Raw genomic sequence first — 7159 nt, 5'->3', positions numbered from 1 at the left:
CTGCGAACGCGACCTCGTCCGCCTCGGCGTTCCGCCCTCGCACTGACCGTCGAAATCGGGCGAACGCTGTGCGAACGCCGCGTTCCTAACGTCGGAACCGGCATGAGACATGCGAGAGGAGTTCGCGATGACCACGACACCCACCCCCACCGGCATCTCGTTCGAGGATCTGGCGTCGGCGCTGCGCGGCGAACTGATCACCCCGACGGACCCGGGCTACGACCGGGCCCGCGCCGTCTACAACGCGATGATCGACAAACGGCCGGCCGCGATCGCACGCTGCCGCGACACCGTCGACGTCATCGCCTGCGTCCGATTCGCCCGGGAACGGGGCATCGAGCTCGCGGTCCGGGGCGGCGGACACAACGCGGCCGGGCTCGGCGTGTGGGACGACGCGCTGGTCGTGGACCTGTCGACGATGCGCAGTACCACCGTCGATCCGGAGCAGCACACCGTCCGGGCGGATGCCGGATGCGTCTGGGGCGATGTCGACCACGCGACGGTCGGTTTCGGGATGGCGACTCCGTCCGGCTTCCTGGCGTCCACCGGGGTGGCCGGTCTGACACTCGGCGGCGGCATCGGCTATCTGACCCGCCGGTTCGGTCTCACGGTGGACAACCTGCTCGCGGCCGATGTCGTGCTCGCCGACGGGACCTTCGTGAAGGCGAGCGAGGACTCGCACAGCGACCTGTTCTGGGCTCTGCGCGGTGGGGGCGGGAACTTCGGGGTCGTCACCTCGTTCACCTTCCGCTGCCACGACATCGGCGAGCACGGCACGATCATCGGTGGGCCGGTGCTCTACGACATCGCCGACACCGCCGAGGTGATGCGCTGGTACCGCGAGTTGCTGCCGTCGCTGCCGGAGGAGTTGAGCGGCTGGATCGGCCTGATCACGGTGCCGCCCGCAGCGCCGTTCCCCGAGGAACTGTGGGGACGCGGGGCCTGCGCGATCGTCTGGTGCTACACGGGCCCACACGACCGGGCCGACGAAGTGCTCGAACCGATCAGGGCGTTCGGGTCGCCGATGCTGGTGGGGCTGCAGCCCCTGCCGTTCACCGCACTGCAGAGCGCGTTCGACGGACTGTATCCCGCAGGGCTGCAATGGTATTGGCGAGCAGACTTCTTCAACGAGATCTCCGATGCCGCGATCGACGTCCACTGCCGATTCGGTGCGTCGCTGCCCACGGGGCATTCCACCATGCACCTCTACCCGATCGACGGCGCCGCCGCGCGCGTTCCCGAGAACGCCACCCCCTTCTCCTACCGGGACGGCGGCTGGGCCGGGGTCATCGTCGGTGTGGATCCCGATCCGGCCAATGCGGAACTCATCTCGCAGTGGGCCCGCGACTACTGGGAGGCCCTGCACCCGACGTCGGCGGGCGGCGCCTACGTCAACTTCCTGATGGAGGAAGGCCAGGACCGGGTACGGGCGTCGTATCGCGGCAACTACGACCGGCTCGCCGCCGTCAAGGGCCGCTACGACCCGGACAACGTGTTCCACATCAACCAGAACGTGCGGCCCACCGCGAATCCGGGTGCTGCCGCGACGTGAACACCGGAAGCTCGGATGGACGTGACCGTCGAGGGATTTACTCACCGTGAGCGTTGACCTCGCCGGGGCCGGCGGCGGGCCGATAGGCTCGCCGCCACCCGTTCCCGTATCCCGGAGGTCAACCATGGGTCAGCAGTTCCCGGACATCGTCTCGGTCGAGTGGCTTCGCGATCACCTCGACGATCCGACGCTCGCCGTCGTGGACTCGAGCACCCATCTGACGCTGCCCAAGGACGGGCCGTATTCGGTGGAACCGGGGCGTGCCACCTACGATTCCGCGCACATTCCCGGTGCCGTGTTCGCGGATCTGCTCACCGATTTCGCCGATCCCGATTCCGCCGAGGCGTGGACCGCGCCCGCTTCGGAGCGGTTCGCGTCGGCCGCCGGCGCGCTCGGCATCGGCGACGGCGTCCGGGTTGTCGTGTACGACCAGCACGACGGATACTGGGCGACCCGATTCTGGTGGCACCTACGTCTCGAGGGATTCGACGACGTCGCCGTGCTCGACGGCGGCCTGCCCGCCTGGAAGGCCGCGGGCGCCCCGGTCACCGACGCCCCCGTCTCGCCGACCGCCGCGACCTTCACCGCCCGGCGCCGCGACGACCTGATCCGGTCCACGCAGCAGGTGCGGGACGCGATCGACGACGACAAGACCGTCCTCGTCAACGTCCTCGATCCCGCCACCTACCGCGGCGACGCCAGCACCTACGCCCGCTCCGGGCACATTCCCGGCAGCATCAACCTGCCGGTCGCGCAGATCCGGGACCCGGAGACGGGCCTACTCCGGCCGGTCGCCGAGTTGCGGGCGCTGTTCGAGGACGCCGGCCTGCTCGATCCGGGCGTCACCCCGGTGACCTACTGCGGTGGTGGCATCGCCGCGACCGGGGTCGCGCACGCGTTGGCACTGGTCGGACGCGACGATGTCGCCGTGTACGACGGATCGTTGACCGCGTGGACCGCCGACGATTCGCTGCCGCTGACGGTCGGCGCCGATCCCAGGTAGCTCACCGGGCGACCACCATCGGAGCGGGGCCACTCCCCCCTCAGCCGAGCGGGTTGCCGACGATGTTCGACACGATGCCCCGGATGATGCCGGTGCCGTCCTCGGTGCGCAGTTCGTCGTACCAGGCCTGCGTCACCTCGGGATCCTTCGCGTGGGTCACGTCGCAGCGCTTCCGTGCACGCAGCACCAGGTCACCCGCGCGGGCGGTCCTGCGGTTCCGGTACCGGATCAGCGCGTCCTCGACGCCGAGCGTGTTGGTCTGCAGCGCGATGGCCAGCACGACGGCGTCCTCCATCGCCGAGCAGCCACCCTGGCCGATATCGGGTGTGGTGTTGTGCCCGGCATCGCCGAGCAGCGCGACGCGGCCCTTCACCCACGTGTCGAACGGGTCGATGTCGAAGATCTCGACGCGGTTGACCGCGAGCGGATCGAGCATGCCGATGAGCTTGTGCACCTGCGGCGCCCAGCCGGAGAAGTGCTCGGACAGAACATCTTTCGCCTGCGACCGGTCGTAGTCGAGCCCGGCCGGCAGCGGGACGTCGAAGAAAAAGTAGAAACGGTTGCCGGCGATCGGCATGACGGACACGCGCTTGCCGTCCCCGACGTAGGTCGTCCACTGGGTCGCCGGCGCGATCGTCTCGTCGATGTCGACGAGCCCGTTGAAGTTGACGTATCCCGCGTAACGCCGCTCCACGGGTTCGTCGAGCACATAGTCCCGGGTCCGGGACTTCGCCCCGTCCGCGCCGATGAGGATGTCACCGGTGGCGGTGCTGCCGTCCGCGAAGGTCGCGGTCACGGCATCCCCGTCGTCGGCGATGTCCACCATCCGCTTCCCCAGGTGGATGTGCTCGAGGCCGAATTCGTTCATCAGCATCGACTGGAGTTCGGCGCGCGACACCGGATACGGCCGCTGACCGGTCTGTTCGACGACCGGCCGGAGACTGAACTCGGTCATCGTCTCGCCCGTGAACCCGTCCCGGTAGGCCATGGTCTCCATCTGCCCGCCGAGAGCGGCGATCTGCTTCTCGAGACCCAGATAGTTCAGGCACTTGACGCCATTGGACCACAACGAGATCGCCGCGCCCACCGGCTTGTTCTCGACCACCTGCTCGTACACCTCGACGTCCCAGCCGATGCGCCGCAACGCGATTCCCGCACTGAGTCCGCCCATTCCGGCGCCGATGATGATGGCCTTCACTCGCACTGCTCCTCACGTCGACTTCCGAATCACCGTAGGGCGCTGCTGTAACACCGTTTCGACGCGCGTTTCACGAACGTGTTACGCCCCTGCTCAATTGGCACGACGCGCACGGCACCGTGCGATAACGTCCACCCATGGGAACGGTCATCGGCGAGTTTCTCCCGCTGGCGGTCGGGGTCGCGATCTCGCCGATCCCCATCGTCGCCGCCATCCTGATGCTGCTGTCGAAGAACGCCGGCAGCACGGGCAGCGGATTCGGACTGGGCTGGGTCGTGGGAATCTTCGCGGCCACGGGCATTGTCGCGCTGCTGTCCGGGGGTCTCGACACCTCGGATTCGGGCGGGTCGAGCGGCTCCGTCTCGTGGATCAAGGTTGCCCTCGGCGTACTGCTGGTGGTGCTGGCCGGCAGTCAATGGCGCGCCCGCGGCGACGCGTCGGTCCCGAAATGGATGCAGGCCCTCGACCGGCTGAACTTCCCGAAAGCGGCCGGACTCGGCGTCGCACTCTCGGCAATCAATCCGAAGAACCTGCTGCTGTGCGCCTCCGCCGGGCTGGTGATCGGCACCGGCGGGCTCGGCACCGGCGAAGCCGTTGGCGCGCTGGTGGTCTTCACGGTGATCGCGGCGTCGAGCGTGCTCATCCCCGTCCTCGGGTACGCGGTTGCCGCGCAGCGCCTGCGCGGACCGCTCGACACCCTCTCACAGTGGCTCCGGGCGAACAATCACCAGGTGATGGCGATCGTGCTGGTGATCATGGGTGCTGCGGTGATCGGGAAGGGGCTCGGTGGTCTGTGACCGCGGGCGAATCCTGGTCGGTCGTCGAATGGCTTCGCGACCGCGTCGGTGTCGCAGATGACGTCCATGTCGACGACGGTTCGGTCCGGATTCGGCACCGACCCGGTCGCAAACGCGATGGGTAACAGCATCAAGGTGTGGTGCAACCGTATTACCCCGTGGTTCACGTGCCGCCGTTGATGGTCGGTAGGTTCGGCGACGCCGCTGGTGACATGTGACGAACCGGTTGTTCCCGTCCAGGCAGCCGGGTGGCCCACCCACAACCAACTCCACGCCCTCGCCCCACGGTGTCATGACCGAAATAGGGTGCGTGGCACTGAAGGCCAGGACGCGCTGCGGCGCAAGCGCGGTGGACCGCCCGACGGAGCTCCCTTCAGACCCTCGCGTAACAGGCGAAGATCCAATCACCGCCAGAGCCCTTGTTCAGATCCTGCGGCAACTTGGTGTAGGGAATCGGCGGCTCGATCGAGGCGTTGTTGCCGTGGATGATTCTGATGTCGCGAACCGCTTTCTCGGGTTCGCCCCGTTTGTAGCTCAGGTAGACGAACTCACCGCCGGCGCCCTTGTTGAGGTCGACATCGATCTTCTCGTACCCGGCAGGCGCCGGTGTGTTCTTGCCGTAGACCACCTTCAAGCCGGTGATCGGGTTGATGCCGGCCTGGCTCAGTCTCGCGCGGGTCAACTTCTGCATGCACAGGAAAATGAAGTCTCCACCTGCGCCGCGATTGAGATCGACGGGAATCTTCTCGAAGCCCGCGGGTGGAGCGATCCCGCGCGAACCACCCGTGATGACCTGAAGCTTGCCAACCACCGGGCCGAGAAGATCGACCTTTGCACTCATCGCCTGCGCATAGCCCTTGTAGGCCTCCTTGAGCTTCCTCCTGCGCGCGGCGCTCGTGGCGAGCTCCCATACGGGAACGAGCGACGGCCACGCCGCAAAAGGGATGAAATCGATCGGCGCCGGATCACCCGGAATGGAGGCAACCCACTCGTCGAACTTGGCTTTGCTGTCCGAAGCTCCGGCGCGCAGGGTCGGATCTCCCCCGACGGCCTGGTAATCGACGTACGAGTGCTTTCGGAATTCGGAGACGGCGGACTTCATCTCGCTCGAGATGCTGGCCGAGCCCCTGACCACCGCAATGTCGAACGACGCCTTGGCCGCCACGTCGATCGCGACCGAGGAATTGTACTGCTGCTGATCCGTTACCGTGCTCTGACTCAGAGCGCCGCCCATGACGATGCCGGTGAGCACATGGGTACCGTAGGTGGCGAACAACCTATCCGGGCTGCCGGATTCGAGATCCTCCTTGAAGGCCGGCAGGAGCAGTTCGCGCGCCTCCGCCACCGTCACGTCGAGCCGCAAGCTATAGAGCGGCTGATTGAACTGGACCGACGTGAAGTAGTTCTCGACCTCGTAACGCTTGCGGCTGGCGAATGTCGCCTCCGCCTCACCACCGAAGAAAAGGAACCCACCCCCGACGCCCGTATCGGTTTTCCACTCCTCGCTGTACTCGAGAATCGAAGTGCCCGAGCGAGTTCTATGGGACGACACGCCGATCGGCTTGACGACCACCGGAGCCGGGACACTCCACGGTTTCGCTCCGGGCTTGTAGGCGTATGGCGTGAACGACTTGGCTTTGGTGAAGTTGAAGATGTCGCCGACCACCGCGTTCGGACTCGCATACTCGCCGAACACGTCGTAGCCGCAGCCAATGAATTCGATGCCTGGGATCAGCGGATGCGGCGGCTTGAGCGGAGCCGTCTCAGCGAATTTCGTCAGATCTCGAATGTAGATGGCCTGCCGAGCTGCCGGGCTGATCGGCTTTGAGCGAAATGCAATTCTGGTGTTACTGTTCTCGGGCATAATTTTCCCTAAGCCTCGTTCCCATTTTTTGGCGATATCGTGTGCCGATATCGTGTCTGTCGGTGGACACTTCCGACAATATGGGGTGACGCGATCCGACAAATCCGTGCTGGCACGGCCGATCCATTCCGTGCTACCACGGTCGCCGTGTACAGAAGCCTTACCGTGTCCGAGCACGAGCCAGAGAACATGATCTCGCTCCGTCGATCCGACCCGCTGGAGAGGACTACGCGACGAAGCATCCGACGGCGGTCGTGAAGTCGTCGACGACGCAGACGTGCTACTCGAGTACTTCCGGTATCCAACCGAGCACTGGATGCATCTGCATACGACGAAACTGATCGAATCGACCTCCGCGACAGTGTGTTTGCGAGACAGGGTGACAAAGTCCCGAGCCCGCGAGCCGCAGGCACGGCGATAGCCCACAGTCGATCGAGGCGACCCAGTACCGGTGACGGTCAGTCCCGACCCGACCTCGTGGTGCGGGCCAGCGCGTTGTTCCCCAAGGGCGAGCTCCTCGAACGACCCGTCGCCATTGCCCCGGAACCATCGACCGACAGCCCGCTGTCCGAGTCTGCCTGACAATGCCCCATCCACAGAATTTGACTATTCCTCCCGCCATCCTGATGCGTCTTCCAGTCGTTCTTCCACATGATTACGATGGAATTCCAGGGTTCGCAGATCGCCTTCTTACGATCGCGTCTGACTTTGATTCGCGGGCCCCGTGACTCGTCGTGCCAGTACT

At 65.8% G+C, this 7159-nt stretch carries 5 protein-coding genes; 3 read left to right on the top strand and 2 right to left on the bottom strand.

What is annotated here, in order from left to right; translation table 11 throughout:
- Positions 1–127: 127 nt before the first annotated feature.
- Together ACN675_RS16890 and ACN675_RS16885 are read left to right on the top strand one after the other, a co-directional pair.
- Positions 128–1552 (top strand): FAD-binding oxidoreductase, encoded by a 1425-nt coding sequence (locus ACN675_RS16890; RefSeq protein WP_420751934.1) that lies wholly within the window; start codon positions 128–130, stop codon positions 1550–1552.
- Between the two features lie 124 nt (positions 1553–1676).
- Complete coding sequence (locus ACN675_RS16885) at positions 1677–2555, top strand: sulfurtransferase (RefSeq protein ID WP_420751933.1); 879 nt, start codon at positions 1677–1679, stop codon at positions 2553–2555.
- A gap of 40 nt (positions 2556–2595) precedes the next feature.
- Here the strand turns inward: ACN675_RS16885 and hpxO are convergent, their stop codons facing one another.
- On the bottom strand, positions 2596–3753 hold the full coding sequence (hpxO, locus tag ACN675_RS16880; RefSeq protein WP_420751932.1) for an FAD-dependent urate hydroxylase HpxO: 1158 nt from the start codon (positions 3751–3753) through the stop codon (positions 2596–2598).
- A 137-nt stretch (positions 3754–3890) separates the two neighbouring features.
- Between hpxO and ACN675_RS16875 the strand changes: the two genes are divergently transcribed.
- Complete coding sequence (locus ACN675_RS16875) at positions 3891–4550, top strand: GAP family protein (protein ID WP_420751931.1); 660 nt, start codon at positions 3891–3893, stop codon at positions 4548–4550.
- A 373-nt stretch (positions 4551–4923) separates the two neighbouring features.
- On the opposite strand, the gene ACN675_RS16870 is transcribed toward ACN675_RS16875, so the two are convergent.
- A complete protein-coding gene (locus ACN675_RS16870) occupies positions 4924–6414 on the bottom strand; it encodes an MAC/perforin domain-containing protein (protein ID WP_420751930.1) in 1491 nt (496 codons plus the stop codon).
- Positions 6415–7159: the final 745 nt, after the last annotated feature.

The sequence above is a fragment of the Rhodococcus sp. O3 genome, assembly GCF_048897285.1.
Lineage (GTDB): Bacteria > Actinomycetota > Actinomycetes > Mycobacteriales > Mycobacteriaceae > Rhodococcus.
The sequence above is the reverse complement of the archived record's forward strand: the minus strand, read 5'-3'. Positions and strand labels throughout refer to the sequence as shown.